At 72.6% G+C, this 15,550-nt stretch carries 14 protein-coding genes; 10 read left to right on the top strand and 4 right to left on the bottom strand.

Going from position 1 to position 15,550, the window contains the following annotated elements:
• Nucleotides 1–152 precede the first annotated feature (152 nt).
• The 6 genes from IE94_RS0130585 (at nucleotide 153) to mscL (ending at nucleotide 6,137) form a co-directional block, all read left to right on the top strand.
• The gene (locus IE94_RS0130585; protein ID WP_030190698.1) at nucleotides 153–1,700 is read left to right on the top strand and encodes a potassium/proton antiporter; all 1,548 of its coding nucleotides are present in this window, start codon (nucleotides 153–155) and stop codon (nucleotides 1,698–1,700) included.
• Nucleotides 1,701–1,947: 247 nt separating this feature from the next.
• Nucleotides 1,948–3,222, top strand: a complete 1,275-nt coding sequence (locus IE94_RS0130590; protein ID WP_030190701.1) for an MFS transporter — start codon at nucleotides 1,948–1,950, stop codon at nucleotides 3,220–3,222.
• A gap of 67 nt (nucleotides 3,223–3,289) precedes the next feature.
• Complete coding sequence (locus tag IE94_RS38495; RefSeq protein WP_030190704.1) at nucleotides 3,290–3,619, top strand: FmdB family zinc ribbon protein; 330 nt, start codon at nucleotides 3,290–3,292, stop codon at nucleotides 3,617–3,619.
• A 217-nt stretch (nucleotides 3,620–3,836) separates the two neighbouring features.
• Nucleotides 3,837–4,682 carry an S-methyl-5'-thioadenosine phosphorylase gene (locus tag IE94_RS0130600; protein ID WP_030190706.1) on the top strand — a complete coding sequence of 282 codons (846 nt, stop codon included), beginning with the start codon at nucleotides 3,837–3,839 and terminating at the stop codon, nucleotides 4,680–4,682.
• Nucleotides 4,683–5,051: 369 nt separating this feature from the next.
• Entirely contained in the window at nucleotides 5,052–5,555 is a 504-nt protein-coding gene (locus tag IE94_RS0130605; RefSeq protein ID WP_030190708.1) for a hypothetical protein, read from the top strand.
• A 111-nt stretch (nucleotides 5,556–5,666) separates the two neighbouring features.
• A complete protein-coding gene (mscL, locus tag IE94_RS0130610; RefSeq protein ID WP_030190710.1) occupies nucleotides 5,667–6,137 on the top strand; it encodes a large conductance mechanosensitive channel protein MscL in 471 nt (156 codons plus the stop codon).
• Between the two features lie 16 nt (nucleotides 6,138–6,153).
• Here mscL and IE94_RS39575 read toward each other — a convergent pair whose 3' ends face one another.
• Complete coding sequence (locus IE94_RS39575; protein ID WP_037923974.1) at nucleotides 6,154–6,330, bottom strand: hypothetical protein; 177 nt, start codon at nucleotides 6,328–6,330, stop codon at nucleotides 6,154–6,156.
• Nucleotides 6,331–6,441: 111 nt separating this feature from the next.
• Between IE94_RS39575 and IE94_RS0130620 the strand changes: the two genes are divergently transcribed.
• The 4 genes from IE94_RS0130620 to IE94_RS0130635 all read left to right on the top strand — a co-directional run bounded on the left by IE94_RS0130620 (nucleotide 6,442) and on the right by IE94_RS0130635 (nucleotide 11,214).
• Entirely contained in the window at nucleotides 6,442–7,674 is a 1,233-nt protein-coding gene (locus IE94_RS0130620; protein ID WP_030190713.1) for a low temperature requirement protein A, read from the top strand.
• A gap of 117 nt (nucleotides 7,675–7,791) precedes the next feature.
• Nucleotides 7,792–8,835: a P1 family peptidase gene (locus IE94_RS0130625; RefSeq protein ID WP_030190716.1), complete on the top strand. Its 1,044-nt coding sequence runs from the start codon at nucleotides 7,792–7,794 to the stop codon at nucleotides 8,833–8,835.
• A gap of 240 nt (nucleotides 8,836–9,075) precedes the next feature.
• Nucleotides 9,076–10,296, top strand: coding sequence for a L,D-transpeptidase (locus IE94_RS0130630; protein ID WP_030190719.1), 1,221 nt, complete (start codon nucleotides 9,076–9,078; stop codon nucleotides 10,294–10,296).
• Between the two features lie 168 nt (nucleotides 10,297–10,464).
• Nucleotides 10,465–11,214, top strand: a complete 750-nt coding sequence (locus IE94_RS0130635) for a DUF6227 family protein (RefSeq protein ID WP_030190721.1) — start codon at nucleotides 10,465–10,467, stop codon at nucleotides 11,212–11,214.
• Nucleotides 11,215–11,242: 28 nt separating this feature from the next.
• Here the strand turns inward: IE94_RS0130635 and IE94_RS0130640 are convergent, their stop codons facing one another.
• The 3 genes from IE94_RS0130640 to IE94_RS0130650 all read right to left on the bottom strand — a co-directional run bounded on the left by IE94_RS0130640 (nucleotide 11,243) and on the right by IE94_RS0130650 (nucleotide 15,322).
• On the bottom strand, nucleotides 11,243–13,477 hold the full coding sequence (locus tag IE94_RS0130640) for a PTS fructose transporter subunit IIABC (protein ID WP_030190723.1): 2,235 nt from the start codon (nucleotides 13,475–13,477) through the stop codon (nucleotides 11,243–11,245).
• A gap of 139 nt (nucleotides 13,478–13,616) precedes the next feature.
• Nucleotides 13,617–14,564, bottom strand: a complete 948-nt coding sequence (gene pfkB, locus IE94_RS0130645; protein ID WP_030190726.1) for a 1-phosphofructokinase — start codon at nucleotides 14,562–14,564, stop codon at nucleotides 13,617–13,619.
• The gene (locus tag IE94_RS0130650; RefSeq protein ID WP_030190728.1) at nucleotides 14,561–15,322 is read right to left on the bottom strand and encodes a DeoR/GlpR family DNA-binding transcription regulator; all 762 of its coding nucleotides are present in this window, start codon (nucleotides 15,320–15,322) and stop codon (nucleotides 14,561–14,563) included. Before IE94_RS0130650 ends, pfkB begins: the two co-directional genes overlap by 4 nt.
• Nucleotides 15,323–15,550 lie beyond the last annotated feature (228 nt).

Genomic DNA, 15,550 nt, shown 5'->3' on the forward strand with positions numbered 1-15,550 from the left:
GCCGAGCGTCAAGAAAGCGTCAAGAGTTAGGTAAGGTAACGAAGTAGTTGTCCGCAGAGCATGGCGGATTCGTGTGCCATAGGGGTGCGCCGGTGTACGCCTCGCGCGCCGCGCGGGCGTGCTCACCCGCGCTGTGATCCGTGCTGTGATCCGTGCTGTGCGCCAGGGAAAGGGAACGGCCGCTGACTGTCCACCACCTCAACCAGCTCCTGCTCGTCTGCTCGCTCGTCCTGCTCATCGCCGTGGCGGCGGTCCGGATCTCCTCGCGCAGCGGGCTCCCCAGCCTGCTCGTCTACCTGGCCATCGGCGTCGCCATGGGCCAGGACGGCATCGGCGACATCAAGTTCGACAACGCCGAACTGGTCCAGGTCATCGGCTACGGGGCCCTCGTGGTGATCCTGGCCGAGGGCGGACTCGGCACGAAGTGGAAAGAGGCGAAACCGGCCCTGCCGGCCGCCTCCGCGCTGGCCCTGGGCGGAGTCGCGGTGAGCGTCGGCGTGACCGCGGCGGGCGCGCACTACCTGACCGGTCTCGAATGGCGGCAGGCGCTGATCGTCGGGGCCGTGGTCTCCTCCACGGACGCCGCGGCCGTCTTCTCCGTGCTGCGTCGGATCCCGCTGCCCAAGCGGATAACGGGCACGCTCGAGGCCGAGTCCGGCTTCAACGACGCCCCGGTGGTCATCCTCGTGGTCGCCTTCTCCACGGCCGGCCCGATCACGCACTGGTACGTGCTCATCGGCGAGATCGCCCTGGAGCTGGCCATCGGCGCGGCCATCGGACTGGCGGTCGGCTGGCTGGGGTCGTGGGGGCTGAAGCGGGTGGCACTGCCCGCCTCCGGCCTCTACCCCATCGCCGTCATGTCGATCGCCATCGCCGCCTACGCGGCCGGCGCGATGGCCCACGGCAGCGGCTTCCTGGCCGTCTACCTCGCCTCGATGGTCATGGGCAACGCCCGGCTGCCGCACTGGCCCGCCACAAGGGGCTTCGCCGACGGGCTCGGCTGGCTCGCCCAGATCGGCATGTTCGTCCTGCTCGGCCTGCTGGTCACCCCGCACGAACTGGGCGACGACATCCTGCCCGCCCTGGTCATCGGGCTGGTGCTCACCATGGTCGCGCGCCCGCTGAGCGTCGTGCTGTGCCTGGTGCCCTTCCGGGTGCCGTGGCAGGAGCAGGCCCTGATGTCCTGGGCCGGGCTGCGCGGCGCGGTGCCCATCATCCTGGCGACGATCCCCATGGTGGAGGGCGTCGCGGGCAGCCGCCGCATCTTCAACATCGTCTTCGTCCTGGTCGTCGTCTACACCCTGGTACAGGGGCCGACGCTGCCGTGGCTGGCCCGCAAGCTGCACCTGGGCAAGGGGGACGAGACGGCCGACCTAGGCATCGAGTCGGCGCCGCTGGAGCGGCTGCGCGGGCACCTGCTGTCCGTGACGATCCCCGAGGGTTCGAAGATGCACGGCGTCGAGGTCAACGAGCTGCGGCTGCCCACCGGGGCCGCGGTCACCCTGGTCGTCCGCGACGGGACGTCCTTCGTGCCGCTGCCGACCACGGGGCTGCGCCGCGGGGACGAACTCCTCGTGGTCGCCACGGACCCCGTCCGGGACGCCGCCGAGGCGCGGCTGCGCGCGGTCGGCCACGGCGGCAAGCTGGCCGGCTGGCTCGGCACGACCGACACCGAAGGCGCACGCGGCAATCGCAGGTGACGGGACGGAAGGTGCTCTCTTTCACAGGTCACACCGTCCCACCCCCTGTACGATGAAGGCCGCACCTGATCGAACCACCTCTGCCTGAAGCAGAGCTGGCGCGACCGTATGGCGGCCGGATCGCCCCCTCATCCACGCGGGCTCCGGCATCTACCGCAGTCCGCGCGAGTGGACAGCTCTCGGCGCTCCCGTACGACGACCACCATGCAGCGGGACCGCGCTACCAGGCGGCAGAAAGGCACGGGCCGTGGCATCCACGGTCACCCGTCCGGGATACGGGCAGCTGCTGCGCACCCGCGGCGCCTGGACGTTCCTCCTCCCCGGCTTCGCGGCACGCCAGCCGTTCGCCATGCTCACGCTCTCCATCGTGCTGCTGGTGCAGCACACCACCGGCTCCTACGGCGTCGCGGGCGCCGCCGCGGCCGTCACCGGCGTCTCCATGGCCGTGTTCGCCCCGTACAGCGGCCGGCTCGCCGACCGCTACGGGCAGCGCGCCGTCCTGCTGCCCGGCGTGCTCGTGCACGCCGCGTCCGGCCTCACCCTGACCGTCCTCGCGCTCGCGGACGCGCCCCTGTGGGCGCTGTTCCTCGCGGCGGTGCCCACCGGTGCGTCGGTGCCGCAGGTCGGGCCCATGGTGCGGGCCCGCTGGGCCGCACGGCTCAAGGACTCCCCGCTGCTGAGCACGGCGGCCGCCTTCGAGTCCGTCACCGACGAGCTGACCTTCGTCCTCGGTCCCCTGTTGGCGACCGCCCTGTGCACCGCCGTCGACCCCGCCGCGGGCCTGGTCACGGAGGCCGCGCTCACCCTGGTGGGCGGTCTGCTGTTCGCCGCGCGCAAGAGCACCCAGCCCGTCGTGGGTGGCGCCGACGGCGCCGACGGCGAGCACGCGCGCGTGGAGCACGTTTCCGCGCTGCGGGTCCCCGGTGTACGCGTACTGATCGTCGCCTTCCTGGGCATCGGTTCCGTCTTCGGCGGCATGCAGGTGTCGCTGGCGGCGTTCACCGAGTCGATCGGCGAGCCCGGCCTGAACGGCGTCCTGTACGGCGTCTTCGCGGCGGGCAACATGATCTCCGGCCTGGCCTGCGGCGCCGTCGCCTGGAAGGTCGCCCCGCAGCGGCGCCTCCTGGTCGGCTACGCCGCCCTCGCGCTGACCGCGTCCGGCCTGTGGGCCGCCCACTCGGTGCTCGTGCTGGCGGGCCTCGGCCTGCTGGTCGGCATGTGCATCGCGCCCGCCATCGTCACCGGCTACACCCTGGTCGAGGGCCTGGTCCCGGCGGGGGCCCGCACCGAGGCCTTCACCTGGCTGACCGGCGCCGTCGCGCTGGGCCAGGCGGCGGCCGTGACCGTCGCCGGACAGCTGGAGGACCGGTTCCGGGACGGCGCCGGATTCCTGGTGCCGATGGGCGGCACGGTCCTGGCGCTGATGGTCCTGGTGGCGCTGCGCTCGCGGCTGGCACCCCGGCCCCACGGCCGCACGGTCGCACGTGGTGTCGGTCACCGCGCGCCCGCCACAGTGGACTGATCCCGAGGAATAGGTCACTATAGACCGTCGTTAGCACTCATCGAGTGAGAGTGCCAGGAGGAAGACAGTGCCGACGTACCAGTACCAGTGCACCGAGTGCGGCGAGGGCCTCGAGGCGGTGCAGAAGTTCACCGACGACGCCCTGACCGAGTGCCCGAACTGCCAGGGACGCCTGAAGAAGGTCTTCTCGGCGGTCGGCATCGTCTTCAAGGGCTCCGGCTTCTACCGCAACGACAGCCGCGGCAGCTCGTCCAGCAGCTCGCCGGCGTCGTCGTCCTCGAAGGCGGCCTCGTCCTCGGCTTCTTCGTCGTCCTCGGACTCGGGTTCGTCCTCGTCGTCCTCGGCGTCGTCGTCCTCGGGCTCGGGCAGCTCCTCCGCGGGCTCCACGGCCGCGTAGCACCCGGTTCACACCCGGTTCCCACGAGACCCTGTCGTCGTCCGACGGCGGGGTCCTCGGCGTGCCGCGGGGCGGTTAGGGTGCGGGCATGGCGAACAAGGTGAAGGCCGAGGACTCGCGGGCCGATGTCCGGGGGGAGGACGTACGGGTCGAGGACGTACGGGCCCAGGACATGCGGGCCCAGGACGTGCGGGCCCAGGACATGCGGGCCCAGGACATGCAGGCCAAGGACGTGCGGGCCGAGATCGGTGTGATCGGCGGCTCCGGGTTCTACTCGTTCCTCGACGACGTCACCGAGGTCCGGGTCGACACCCCGTACGGGCCGCCCAGCGACTCCCTCTTCCTCGGCGAGATCGCCGGCCGGCGGGTCGCCTTCCTCCCCCGGCACGGTCGCGGCCACCATCTGCCGCCGCACCGGATCAACTACCGCGCCAACCTGTGGGCGCTGCGCTCGGTGGGCGCGCGCCAGGTGTTCGGCCCGTGCGCCGTCGGCGGCCTGCGGCCCGAGTACGGGCCGGGCACGCTGCTGGTGCCGGACCAGTTCGTCGACCGCACGAAGTCCCGCCCGTCGACCTACTTCGACGGGCTGCCGACGCCCGACGGCACGGTGCCCAACGTGGTGCACGTGTCGCTGGCCGACCCGTACTGCCCCACCGGACGGGCCGCCGCGCTGAAGGCGGCACGGGGGCGGGACTGGGAGCCCGTGGACGGCGGCACCCTGGTCGTGGTGGAGGGGCCCCGCTTCGGGACCCGCGCGGAATCCCTGTGGCACCGGGCGCAGGGCTGGTCGGTGGTGGGCATGACCGGCCACCCGGAGGCGGCCCTCGCCCGTGAGCTGGAGCTCTGCTACACCTCGATGACCCTCGTGACCGACCTCGACGCCGGCGCGGAGAGCGGCGAGGGCGTCTCGCACGAGGAGGTGCTGCGGGTGTTCGCGGCCAACGTGGACCGGCTGCGGGGTGTGCTGTTCGACGCGGTGGCGGCGCTGCCGTCGACCGGGGAGCGGGACTGCCCGTGCGGGGCGGCGCTGGGCGGGATGGATCCGGGGATCACGCTGCCGTAGGGGCAGCGGGGGTGAACGGACTTCGGAACAACCCGTTCCGGTGAGGGAGTTGTCCACAACCGGTCCGTGATCCACGGGTTTCGGCGGACCGCGGCAAAAAGCCCCATCGTGGGAGCGCAAGCCGGTCCCTCGTCACAGGTGGTGGTCACCGTGTTCCGTCCCTCCCCGCCCTCTTCTTCTCCCGCCTTCTCTCCCGCTTCCGCCGTGCCTTCCGCTTCCGCCTTCGCCCCCGCTACCGCCTTCTCTCCCTCTCCCGCCTTCACGCCCTCTTCCGCCGTCTCTCCCTCTCCCGCCTTCACGCCCTCTTCCGCCGTCTCTCCCTTTCGCTCCTCTCTTCCGCCCGGCGGCGACGCGCCGCCCACCCGTGAGGTGCCGCCCTTCGCCCCGGTGCGGGTGCGTGGCGGGCGCCGCGCCCTGCACCGGCTCGTCGCACACCGACGGCGGGCCCTGGCGGCCGGGCTCGCGGTCACCGCCGCCGCGCTGGTGGCGGCGGGCCCGCATCCGGGGGCCGGCGGCCAGGACACGCGGCGGGCCCGTGGACACCCGGTGGCCGATCCGGTGGGGGGCCCGGTGGGCGGTCCGGTGGGTGAGCGGCCGGGCGACCGGCTCGTGGCGGCGCCGGTGCGCATCGCCGATGCGGGCACGGTGCGGCTGCTCAGGCCGGGCGACCGGGTCGACGTCGTCGCCGCCGGTGACGGCGGTGCGGGCGACGCCTCCGTGCTCGCGCGCGGTGTGCGGGTGGCGAAGGTGCCGGAGCCCGTGGCGGAAGCGGCGGTGGGCGGGGCGCTGGTCGTCGTCTCGGTGCCGCGCGCCACCGCCCACCGACTGGTCGGCGCGGCTACCACGGAACGGTTGGCGGTGACCCTGTGCTGAGCGGGTCAAGTCCCTCGTTCGAGGGACAGGATTGGACAGGACGGCCCAACGCTGTCGTAGGTTGCGGAGCGTTTGGTTCCTGCACCTGTTCAAGCGAGGAGTGCCCCCACCGTGAGCGAGAAGAACGAGCCGAGTGTCTGGCAGGGCTTCAAGGCCTTCCTGATGCGCGGCAACGTCATCGACCTGGCGGTGGCGGTCGTCATCGGCGCCGCCTTCACCAAGATCGTCAATTCGGTGGTGGAAGGGGTCATCAATCCGCTGGTCGGGGCGTTCGGCACGCAGAGCCTGGACAGTTACAGCTCCTGCCTGAAGGGCCCGTGCACGGGGACCGGCGACAGCGCCACGGGCGTGCGGATCCTCTGGGGCTCGGTGCTGGGCGCCACCTTGACGTTCCTGATCACGGCGGCCGTCGTCTACTTTCTGATGGTGCTGCCCATGTCGAAGTACCTGGCCCGGCAGGAGGCCCGCCGCAAGGCGAAGGAGAGCGCGGAGGAGATCATCGAGGTCTCCGAGCTGGAGGTGCTCAAGGAGATCCGCGACGCGCTGATCGCCCAGCGCGGCTCGGGGCACGACCGCTCATAGCGCTCGCGCCCGCGGTTCACAGGTGGTGCGGCGGCTTCTCGTCGAGGAAGCGCTTCAGGTCGGCCGCACTGTCGCCCTCGGACCGCTCGCCCCAGCCGCGGTCGGTGTCGTCCGAGCTCTGCTGGTCCAGCGGGTCGTCGAAGACCAGCGCGGGCCGGGGCGCGCGGGGCTCGGGTTCGGGGGTGGTACTCATGCTCCCAGGGTACGGCTCGCCCCGTGGACGGCGTCCCCTCCGCCCCGCTCGTCCCGGCGGAGGGAGTCCGCGAGCACATCCGCACCGTCGTCTGCTGTGCTGGGAGCCATGATGTCCACTTCCTCCTCCGCAAGCGCGCCCGCCGGCCCGCCGCCCGACGGCCACCCTCCGGTGCGCCGCTTGAAGGCCCGCCACCGGCACGAGCCGCACCGCGTCGCCACGCCGCTGGAGCTCTTCTTCGACCTCTGCTTCGTCGTCGCCATCGCCCAGGCCGGCGTCCAACTGGTGCACGCGGTCGCGGAGGGGCACGCCGGCGAGGGCGTCCTCAACTACGCGATGATCTTCTTCGCCATCTGGTGGGCGTGGATGAACTTCACCTGGTTCGCCTCGGCCTACGACAACGACGACGTCCTCTACCGGGTCGTCACGCTGGTCCAGATCGCCGGTGTGCTGGTCCTGGCGGCCGGGGTCTCCCGGGCCTTCGAGGACCACGACTGGGTGGCCGTCGTCATCGGCTACGTGATCATGCGGGTCGCCATGGCGGCGCAGTGGCTCAGAGCGGGCCGGTCCGCCGCGGCCCCGGAGAGCACCATGGCCCGGAGCTACTCGGTCGGCGTGCTGCTCTGCCAGATCGGCTGGCTGGGGCTGCTGTTCCTGCCGGAGGGCGACCGCGGCTGGCTGTTCCTGGTGATGGTGGTGCTGGAGCTGTGCGTGCCGGCGTACGCCGAGCGCAAGCACCCGTCCTCGTGGCATCCGCACCACATCTCCGAGCGGTACGGGCTGCTCACGATCATCGTCCTCGGCGAGACCATCGCCGCGGCCACGGTCGCGGTGAAGTCGGGCATCGAGGAGAACGACGCGCTGGGCGAGGTGCTCCCGATCGCGGCCGGCGGACTGCTGATCGTCTTCGCGGCCTGGTGGATCTACTTCGTGGTGCCCGTCCACAGCTATCTGAAGTCCAGCAGACAGTCCTTCCTGTGGGGTTACGGCCACTATCTGGTGTTCGCCTCGGCGGCGGCGATCGGGGCGGGACTGGAGGTGGCGGTGGAGCAGGCCGTGGGCAAGGCGCACATCTCCGAGGTCGCGGCGTCCGCCGCGGTGACCCTGCCCACGTCGGTGTTCCTGCTCACGGTGTGGGCCCTGCACGCACGGCACTTCAAGGTGGGCCTCGCCGAGCAGGTCGTGCTGCCGGCGGGCGCGCTCCTGGTGCTCGGCTGCACCTTCCTCGGCGCGGAGGCGGTGCTCGGGGCGGGGATCGTCCTGGCCCTGACCGTGGCGGCCGGAGTGGCGCTGACCGCGCTGCGCACCGAGCGGGAGCGCCGGGAGGAGGCGCCGACGGCCTGAGGCGCGGCCGGAGCCCGGCCGGGGTCCCGGTCGGGTCCCGGCTCGCTCCCAGGCGGCTTCCGGTCGACTCCCCCTCGGCTCCCGTGCCGTCGCCGGTGGCTGGACGAGACTGGCGGAATGACAGTTGACGCATTGACGGACGTCGCCGGTCTGCTGGTGGGGCATGCGACGCGGGCCGGGGACGGGTGGCTCACGGGGACGACGGTGGTGCTCGCGCCGGAGGGCGGCGCCGTCGCCGGTGTGGACGTGCGCGGCGGCGGACCCGGCACCAAGGAGACCGACGCCCTCGATCCGCGCAACCTGGTGCAGAGGGTCCAGGCGGTGGTGCTGACCGGCGGCAGCGCCTACGGGCTCGACGCGGCCTCGGGCGTGATGGCCTGGCTGGAGGAGCGGGGCCGCGGCGTGCGGGTCGGTCCCGACCCGGCGCACGTGGTGCCGGTGGTGCCCGCGGCCTGCGTCTTCGACCTGGGGCGCGGGGGCGACTTCCGGGCCAGGCCGGACGCGGCCACCGGGTACGCGGCGGCGGAGGCGGCGCACGCGAGCACGCCGGGCGCCGAGGTGGCCGAGGGGTGTGTCGGGGCGGGCACGGGTGCCGTGGTCGGCACGCTGAAGGGCGGTGTGGGCACCGCGAGCACCGTGCTCGCCTCGGGGGTCACGGTGGCAGCGCTGGTGGTGGCCAACGCGGCGGGGTCGGCGACGGATCCGGAGACGGGGGTGCTGTACGGGGAGTTGTTCCGGGGCGGTCGGGTGGAGTACCCGGCGCCGGACGTCCACGAGGCCGCGGGGCGGCGGCTGGCCGAGGTCGCCGCGCGCAACGCGCCGCCGCCGCTGAACACCACGCTGGCCGTGGTCGCCACCGACGCCGACCTGTCCAAGGCGCAGGCACAGAAGCTGGCCGGCACCGCGCACGACGGCATCGCCCGTGCCGTGCGGCCCGTTCACCTGCTCAGCGACGGAGACACGGTGTTCGCCCTCGCGACCGGGGAGCGTCCGCTCGACGCCGGGCAGCCGCTCGCGCTGAACGAGGTGCTGGCGGCGGGCGCGGACGTGGTGACGCGCGCGATCGTGCGCGCCCTCCGGGCCGCCGACCCGGTGGACGGTCCGGGCGGGGCCTGGCCGTCGTACGGGGAGCTGTACGGCGAGGTGCGACGGGAGGGATGAGGAGCGGCGAGAGGAGCAGTGAGAGAAATGGTGGGGGAAGCGGCGTGGGAAGCGCCGTGAGGAGGGGCGCGCGACGGTGTACGGGGCTGTGACCAGGGGAAGTTGACCCGGCTGCGTTGCGATTGTCCGGGTTTTGTCACGCGTCGGCGTTCCGGGCGGCCGGTGGGAACCCCACGGGCGGCCGGGCACCTCTACACGCCTGAAGCGAACACCGCACCACACCCGAATCTGGAGCAGCCCGTGACAACGCCGGACATAGCCACGCGGCGCGTACTGGGGGCCTGTGCCGCCCTGGTGGTCGGCGCCCTCACCCTCACCGCCTGCGGCGGAAGCGCCAGCGCCGACGACGAGAAGGACGGCAAGGGCGGCGCCGGGTCCGCCGACACCTCGGTCGCGAAGCTGGTGATCTCGGCCAAGGACGGGTCGACCGGCGCCTCGATCAACGCGACCGGCGTGAAGGTCAGCGACGGCAAGCTGACCGAGGTGAGGATGACCGTCGCGGAGACGGGGGCCGCCGTACCGGGCGCGGTGTCCGGCGACGGGGGCAGCTGGAAGCCGAAGGAGCAGTTGGAGCGGGGCACGAAGTACCGGATCACCGCACAGGCGAAGGACGCCAACGGCCGCACGGCCGCCGCCGACTCGGTCTTCACGACCGTCTCGTCGGAGAACAGCTTCGTCGGCACGTACACCCCGGACGGCGGCAGCACGGTCGGGGTGGGGATGCCGGTGTCGTTCACCTTCGACAAGGCGATCACCGAGAGGAAGAGCGTGCAGTCGCACATCTCGGTCACCTCCAGCAGCGGGCAGGAGGTGGTCGGCCACTGGTTCGGCGCGCAGCGGCTGGACTTCCGGCCCGAGGAGTACTGGAAGGCCGGTTCCAAGGTCACGATGAAGATCGACCTGGACGGGGTGGAGGGCGCGAACGGCCTCTACGGCGTGCAGAAGAAGACCGTGACCTTCACCGTGGGCCGCGCACAGGTCTCCACGGTGGACGTGAACACGCAGACCATGACGGTGGTGCGCGACGGCGAGATCCTCAAGTCGGTCCCGATCTCCGCGGGCAGCGCCGCGAACCCGACGTACAACGGGCAGATGGTGATCTCGGAGAAGTCCGAGCAGACGCGTATGAACGGCTCGACGGTCGGGTTCGGCGGCGAGTACGACATACCGGACGTGCCCCACGCGATGCGGCTGAGCCAGTCCGGCACCTTCATCCACGGCAACTACTGGTACGACCCCGACAATCCGCCCTTCGGCTCCCAGGGCACCAGCCACGGCTGTGTCGGACTGGCGGACGCACAGGGGGCGCAGGGCGACACCCCGGGCAAGTGGTTCTACGACAACTCGCTCATCGGGGACGTCGTCATCGTCAAGAACTCCCCGGACGACACGATCGCGCCGGACAACGGTCTCAACGGCTGGAACATGCCCTGGAGCGAGTGGACCCAGGACGCCGCCTGATCGGTCGGTGAGCAGGGATTATTGACGGTTCGTCGGGCCGCGCGGAAACTTTTCGCGCGGCCCACGCGTTTTTCGTGCGGACGTTTTCTCGGTTCCCAAACATGATGTCCGACCGAGGGGCTACGGTATGCACCCACAAGGTGACATGCAGCAACGCCGGGAGAAACCTTGAGCGTTCCGTACGAGACGGCAGCGTACGAACCACCCGAGTCGCCCGAGTCTCCGGAGGAGCACCTCATGCGGCTGCTCGGTCGTGCCCTGAACTCGTTCGAGCTGCCCGACGAGATCCTGCGGCGACTGGACTGCGCGCTGGCGCACGACGGTTCGCTGCACTCCGCGCACCACAGCGCGGGGCTGCACCGCGAGACGTACCGGCACACCTGGCTGCTCGCCGACGGCTCGGCGCTCACGCTGTGGGAGCTGGTCCACAACACCGCCCCGGGCAGCGAGCCGCAGCACGAGGTCTACGTGGACGAGGAGGAGCTGCACGCCGCCGGTTCCCGGCTGGCCCTGCCGCCCGACGCCCCCGATTTCGAGCTGCCGGTACAGGTGCGGCTCTCACCCGTCCCCATCCCGCGCCACGCCTACGTCCCCGACGCCTCGGCGGACCACGCCCGCCGGCTGCTGCGCCGCGCGGAGAACGCGGACCGGCCCGACGCCGACCTGGCCGACCGGCTGTCGACGGCGTGCGGGCACCAGATCGTCCAGGCCTTCGGCGGGCCCGGCCGCGCGGGCCGGGCCCGGATCGGCTTCTCGCTCTACGAGCACGCGTTCCTGCTGCGCGACGGCGTGGAGGTCTCCCTGTGGGAGGTCGAGCACACCGCCACTCCGGACGGGCGCCACATGTGCGAGGTGTACGACAGCGAGGACACGGCTCGCCGGGCGATGGAGCGGCGCGCGGCACAGGTGTCCCCGTAGCCCGCCCCGCCCCCGTCCCGGGCATCTCTTACGCGGCCACCGGCTCCTTGGCTCCCGGCGTCGGCGCCGACGGGTCCGTGCCCCCGCCCGCTCCCTGGGCCGCGCTGCCCGTCACCGGCCTGCGCAGCCCCTTGAGGACGATCACCAGGGCCGTGGTGACACAGACACCGGCCGCGACGGCGACCAGGTAGAGCAGCGGGTTGCCGATCAGCGGGACCACGAAGATGCCGCCGTGCGGGGCCCGCAGCGTCGCGTCGAAGGCCATCGACAGGGCGCCGGTGACCGCGCCGCCCACCATCGAGGACGGGATGACCCGCAGCGGGTCGGCCGCGGCGAACGGGATCGCGCCCTCGGAGATGAAGGAGGCGCCCAGGACCCAGGCGGCCTTGCCGTTCTCGCGCTCGGCGGCGTTGAAGAGCCGGCCGCGCACCGTGGTGGCCAGGGCCATCGCCAGCGGCGGGACCATGCCGGCCGCCATCACCGCCGCCATGATCTTCATCGCCGAGTCACTGGGGTCCGCGACCGCGATGCCCGCGGTGGCGAAGGTGTAGGCGACCTTGTTGACCGGACCGCCCAGGTCGAAGCACATCATCAGGCCGAGCAGCGCGCCGAGCAGGACGGCGTTGGTGCCGGACAGTCCGCCCAGCCAGTCGGTCATCCCGGACTGCGCGGACGCGATGGGCTTGCCGATCACGACGAACATCAGGAACCCGACGACCGCCGCCGAGACGAGCGGGATCACCACCACCGGCATGATGCCGCGCAACGCCTTCGGTATCGGCACCCGCTGGATCGCCAGCACCACCGCGCCGGAGATCAGACCGGCCGCGAGGCCGCCGAGGAACCCGGCGTTGATGGTCAGTGCGATCGAACCGCCGACGAAGCCGGGGACCAGGCCCGGCCGGTCGGCCATGCCGTAGGCGATGTACCCGGCCAGCACCGGGACGAGGAAGGCGAAGGCCCCGCCGCCGATCTGGAAGAGCAGCGCCGCCCAGCTGTCCGCCTGGGTCCACACGAAGTGGTCCGTCACGGAGGGCGCCTTGTTGATCTCGTAGCCGCCGATCGCGAAGCCCAGGGCGATCAGCAGACCGCCCGCGGCGACGAACGGGACCATGTAACTGACGCCGGACATCAGCCACTTGCGGAGCTTGGTGCCGTAGCCCTCGCCGGACTCCCCGCCGCGTTCGACGGGCGTCGCGCCCGGGGACGCGGAGGTGACCTCGCCGCGGGCCGCCTTGTCGCGGACCTCGCCGATCAGCTCGCCGGGCCGGTTGATGGCGGCCTTGACGCCGGTGTCGACGGTGGGCTTCCCGGCGAAGCGGTCCTTCTCGCGCACGGCGACGTCGTGGGCGAGGATCACGCCGTCGGCCGCCGCGATCACCGCGGGGTCGAGCCGGGTGAACCCGGCCGAGCCCTGGGTCTCGACGACGACCTCGACGCCCTCCTCGCGGCCCGCGTTCTCCAGCGACTCGGCCGCCATGTAGGTGTGCGCGATGCCGGTGGGGCAGGAGGTGACGGCGACGATGCGGAAGGGGCGGTCGGCCCCGCCCGCGGAATCCCGGCCGGTGCTGCCCGGTGCGGTCTCGGCGGAGGCCGCCGCCGAGACCGCACCGGTGTCCGTGGTGCCCGCGGTCGCACCGGTGTTCGCGGTTTCCGCGGTCGCACCGGTGTCCGTGGTGTCTGTGGCCGCGCCGGTGTTCGCGGTGTCCGCGGTCGCGCCCGTGCCCGTGGTGTCTGTGGTCGCGACTGGGTCCGTGGTGTGCGCAGTCGCGCCCGTGCCCGTGGTGTCCGCGGTCGCGCCCGTGCCCGCGGCCGGTGTCGGTTTCTCCCCGCGGATCAGCGCGGCGGCGGCCGCCGCGTCGCCCGCCGAGCGCAGCGCCGCGGTGAAGTCGGCGTTCATCAACTGCCGGGCCAGCAAGGAGAGGATCGTCAGGTGGGCGTCGTCGGCGCCCGCCGGAGCGGCGATCAGGAAGATCAGGTCGGCCGGGCCGTCCGCCGCCCCGAAGTCGACGCCGGCCGCGCTGCGCCCGAAGGCGAGCGTCGGCTCGGTGACGTGCTCGCTGCGGCAGTGCGGGATGCCGATGCCGCCGTCGAGGCCGGTCGGCATCTGCGCCTCACGGGCGGCCACGTCGGCGAGGAAGCCCTCCAGGTCGGTCACCCGGCCCAGGGCCACCATGCGCTCCGCGAGGGCACGCGCCGCCGCTTCCTTGGTGTCGGCGGACAGGTCGAGGTCGACCAGGTCCGCGGTGATCATGTCGCTCATCGCGGGCTCCTTAGCTCGCGTATCGCCCGGAACGTGGGGTGAGGGGCGGGGGCGGGGAGGGGGACGGGGGCACAGCAGTGGGGACGGGGGACGGCCCCGGGGAGAGAACCGCGGGCCGGGCGGCGGAGGAGACCGGGGTTCATGACACCGGCTCTCTCAGTACGCGGTTCACCGGCACCTCGGACGTGACCGTCACGGCGGCCGGGTCCAGGTCGTGCGGCGTCGGCATCACGCTGCCGGGCAGCCGGACGGCGGCGGCGCCGTGCGCGACGGCGGAGGCGAGGGCACCGGGGCCCGCGCCGCCGGCGACGAGGAAGCCGGCCAGGGAGGAGTCCCCGGCGCCGACGTTGCTGCGTACGGTGTCCACGCGGGCGGTGCCGAACCAGGTGCCCGCGTCGTCCACGAGCAGTTGCCCGTCGGCGCCCAGGCTGGCGAGCACCGAACGGGCGCCCAGCTCTCGCAGTTCCTCGGCGGCCTTCACGGCGTCGCCGACCGTGGCCAGCGGACGCCCGACGGCCTCGGCCAGCTCCTCGGCGTTCGGCTTGACGACGTCGGGCCGCTCCCGCAGGGCCCGCAGCAGCGCCGGTCCGGAGGTGTCCAGGGCGATGCGGACACCGGCGGCGTGCGCGCGGGCCACCAGGTCGGCGTACCAGGACGGGGCGAGTCCGCGGGGCAGGCTGCCGCAGCAGGCGATCCAGTCCGCGCCGGGCGACTGCCGCCGTACGGTCTCCAGGAGCAGTTCCCGTTCGGCCGGGGAGAGTTCGGGGCCCGGTGCGTTGATCTTGGTGAGAACGCCGTCGGCCTCGGCGAGCGCGATGTTGGACCGGGTGGGCCCGGTGATGGGCACCGGCGCGACCTCGATGCCCTGCGCGTCGAGCAGGTCGGCGACCAGTGCGCCCGGAGCTCCGCCCAGCGGCAGCACCGCGACGGTGCGCTGCCCGGCGGCGGTCACCGCGCGCGAGACGTTCACTCCCTTGCCGCCGGGGTCGACCCGCTCGCCGGTGGCGCGGACGACCTCGCCGCGGTCGAGGGAGGGCACCTCGTAGGTGCGGTCCAGCGACGGGTTCGGGGTGACGGTCAGGATCATGCGCGTACCACTTCCGTGCCGGCGCGCTCGATGTCGCCCGCGTCCTCGGGGGTGAGTCCCTGGTCGGTGATCAGCAGGTCGACATCGCTCAGGGCGCCGAAGCGGGCGAAGTGCTCCTGGGCGTACTTGGAGGAGTCGGCGAGCAGCACCACGCGCCGGGCGGCGGTCAGGGCGGCCCGCTTGACGGCGGCCTCGGCGAGGTCGGGGGTGGTCAGGCCGTGCTCCACGGAGAACCCGTTGGCCGCCACCACGGCCACGTCGGCGCGGATCTCGCCGTACGCGCGCAGCGCCCAGGCGTCCACGGCGGCGCGTGTACGGTGCCGCACCCGCCCCCCGACGATGTGGAGCTGGATGCCGGGGTGGTCGACGAGGCGGGCCGCGATGGGCAGGCTGTGGGTGACCACGGTCAGCGAGGCCTCCGGCGGGATCGCCGCGGCCATGCGGGCCACCGTGGAACCGGCGTCCAGGATCAGGGTGCCCTCGGTCGGCAGTTCCGCGAGGGCCGCCCTGGCGATGCGGTCCTTCTCGTCGGCGGCCGTGGACTCGCGCTCGGTGAGGTCCGGTTCGAAGTCGAGCCGGCCGGCCGGGATCGCGCCGCCGTGCACCCGGCGGAGCAGACCCGCGCGGTCGAGTGCCTTGAGGTCCCGGCGGATGGTCTCCGCCGTCACCTGGAACTCCTCGGCCAGCGACACCACGTCCACCCGACCGCCGTCCCGGGCGAGCCGGAGGATCTCCTGCTGCCGCTCCGGTGCGTACATGACCGTTCACCTCCGACCTGTGCCCGAACCTGCCCGAACCTGTGGTTTCGCTCGGAGGCTACGCCCGGTTTTCCGGAATGTAAACGGCAAGCAGAAGTGTTCGGGCACAGACAGACACGAACGGGCATCCCCCGGGGGGTGCCTCTATGTCTTTCGTCAAGCGAGCTGTGGGGTTCGGGGTTCGTAGAAGGTTCCGTCGCGGAGCATGGCGAACAGGACGCTGGTGCG

The organism is Streptomyces violaceorubidus (assembly GCF_000717995.1).
In the GTDB taxonomy this organism is placed as follows: Bacteria; Actinomycetota; Actinomycetes; order Streptomycetales; family Streptomycetaceae; genus Streptomyces; species Streptomyces violaceorubidus.

Coding starts and splice junctions, on each gene's coding strand:
- IE94_RS0130600 (WP_030190706.1), top strand. CDS start 3,837: ATGCAGGCCAAGGACGTGCGGGCCGAGATCGGTGTGATCGGCGGCTCC.
- IE94_RS0130650 (WP_030190728.1), bottom strand. CDS start 15,322: ATGTACGCACCGGAGCGGCAGCAGGAGATCCTCCGGCTCGCCCGGGAC.
- IE94_RS0130625 (WP_030190716.1), top strand. CDS start 7,792: ATGACAGTTGACGCATTGACGGACGTCGCCGGTCTGCTGGTGGGGCAT.
- IE94_RS0130640 (WP_030190723.1), bottom strand. CDS start 13,477: ATGAGCGACATGATCACCGCGGACCTGGTCGACCTCGACCTGTCCGCC.
- pfkB (WP_030190726.1), bottom strand. CDS start 14,564: ATGATCCTGACCGTCACCCCGAACCCGTCGCTGGACCGCACCTACGAG.
- IE94_RS39575 (WP_037923974.1), bottom strand. CDS start 6,330: ATGAGTACCACCCCCGAACCCGAGCCCCGCGCGCCCCGGCCCGCGCTG.
- IE94_RS0130620 (WP_030190713.1), top strand. CDS start 6,442: ATGTCCACTTCCTCCTCCGCAAGCGCGCCCGCCGGCCCGCCGCCCGAC.